This is a genomic window from Pseudomonas antarctica (assembly GCF_900624995.1).
In the GTDB taxonomy this organism is placed as follows: domain Bacteria; phylum Pseudomonadota; class Gammaproteobacteria; order Pseudomonadales; family Pseudomonadaceae; genus Aquipseudomonas; species Aquipseudomonas antarctica.
Genome location: NZ_UYXQ01000247.1, coordinates 1 through 1,502, shown reverse-complemented (window position 1 = coordinate 1,502; position 1,502 = coordinate 1). Strand labels below are relative to the sequence as shown.

Below are 1,502 nucleotides of genomic sequence, written 5' to 3'. Positions count from 1 at the left end.
GCGTTGAGTGATTTTTTGTGGTGGGTCCGCGCCAGATTGTACGGGCGGCGCTGACGGCGTTGGTGGAGCAGGGGAGTCGGGAGTCGCGGGTTTTCCAGGAAGCGATTGAACGGTATGGCTTGCAGGCGGAACGGGATGCGTCCTGGCTCTGCGGACTGACACAAGCCCGCTCCCACACTGTTTCGTGGCGTTTGTTAAAGCGTGGCGATCAGCGCCGGCCCAAATGCTTCCTGCAGAAACCTCGGCGCGATGTAGCGCTCGTAATGCGCCTCGGACAGCAGAAAAAACTCCCGATCAATCGCATCGCGCAAATCCGCAAGGCTGCGCTCACGAAACTCCGGCAACAACGCCAGCCCATACGCGTCCAGTTTGGAAATCACCCGCGCGCCCCGCGCAATCAGCTGATAGGCCCAGCAATACGGCGACTGCTGCGGCATAAAGCGAATTTTGCGGTCTTCCAGCTGCTGGCGCAGGCGCTTCGGGTCGAGCACTTCAAGTTTGCTGGACATCACCTGCACCAGCAACTGCTCCAGGCGCAGCCACACGGCCTGCTTTTGGTCAGCGTTGTAGCCATTCCACTGAATGACCTCATGGTGATAACGCTTGCAGCCCCGGCAAACCAGGTCACCGTAAACGGTAGAGCAAAGGCCGACGCAAGGGGTCTTGATGGTGTGATTGGGCATAAATAGCGGCTGTTTTCTAATCCGGAACAGGAAGGTTCAAGGCGTTGAACCGGTCGCTCAGCCACCGATGCAACTGAGTGACGGCACGTGACATTTGCCCGCGATGGGGGCAGGCGATCAATGCCGCCAATATGCGCCGCGCCCATGCCCTGGTCGAAAGCAGCAAGGCCCGGGGCAAGATTGTGCTCGAGGCCTCCTGTGAACACCGACACCTTCACCCACCGGAGTCGCCGTCATGCGCCCACCCCTGGTATCCCTCGCCATCCTCAAGGCCAGGCCGGCCGAGCACCAGGGCTAAAAGCCGGACTGTTGAGCCTGATCGAACCGATACGGGCCGAACCCGGCACGTTTTACCGGCGTGAGGCATTCAAGGATCAGGCGGCACTCGATGCGCATTTTGCGACGCCGTATTTTCAGCGGTTCGCCGCAACGGCGGATGATCTGCTCAGCGAGCCGTTGCAGCTGATTTTTCTGGAGCCGGTGTCGAACTGAGTGTTACCCATGGACCGTGAATGGACAGTCCAAGGGCCGCCGGTTAATCCCAGCTCAGCGCGCCGCCGGTTTGATACTCGATCACGCGGGTCTCGAAGAAGTTTTTCTCTTTCTTCAAGTCCATGATCTCGCTCATCCAAGGGAACGGATTCGTCGTCCCCGGATACTCTTCCTTCAACCCAATCTGCGACAAACGACGATTCGCGATGAACTTGAGGTAATCCTCCATCATCGCCGCATTCATGCCCAACACGCCGCGCGGCATGGTATCGCGAGCATATTCAATCTCCAGCTGCGTCCCTTGCAGGATCATCTGGGTCGCTTCTT

Annotated in this window: 2 protein-coding genes and 1 pseudogene; 1 reads left to right on the top strand and 2 read right to left on the bottom strand. The window is 58.9% G+C overall.

The genetic code is table 11. The features are described from left to right. Positions 1 to 194: 194 nt before the first annotated feature. A complete protein-coding gene (locus E0F99_RS29820) occupies positions 195 to 683 on the bottom strand; it encodes a DUF1289 domain-containing protein (RefSeq protein WP_083358241.1) in 489 nt (162 codons plus the stop codon). A 235-nt stretch (positions 684 to 918) separates the two neighbouring features. On the opposite strand from E0F99_RS29820, the pseudogene E0F99_RS29810 reads away from it, so the two are divergent. Then, positions 919 to 1,175 (top strand): annotated as a pseudogene (locus E0F99_RS29810) (putative quinol monooxygenase). Positions 1,176 to 1,218: 43 nt separating this feature from the next. Here the strand turns inward: E0F99_RS29810 and E0F99_RS29805 are convergent. Next, positions 1,219 to 1,502: ribonucleotide-diphosphate reductase subunit beta (locus E0F99_RS29805; protein WP_207303086.1), on the bottom strand; the 284-nt coding region annotated here is incomplete at its 5' end.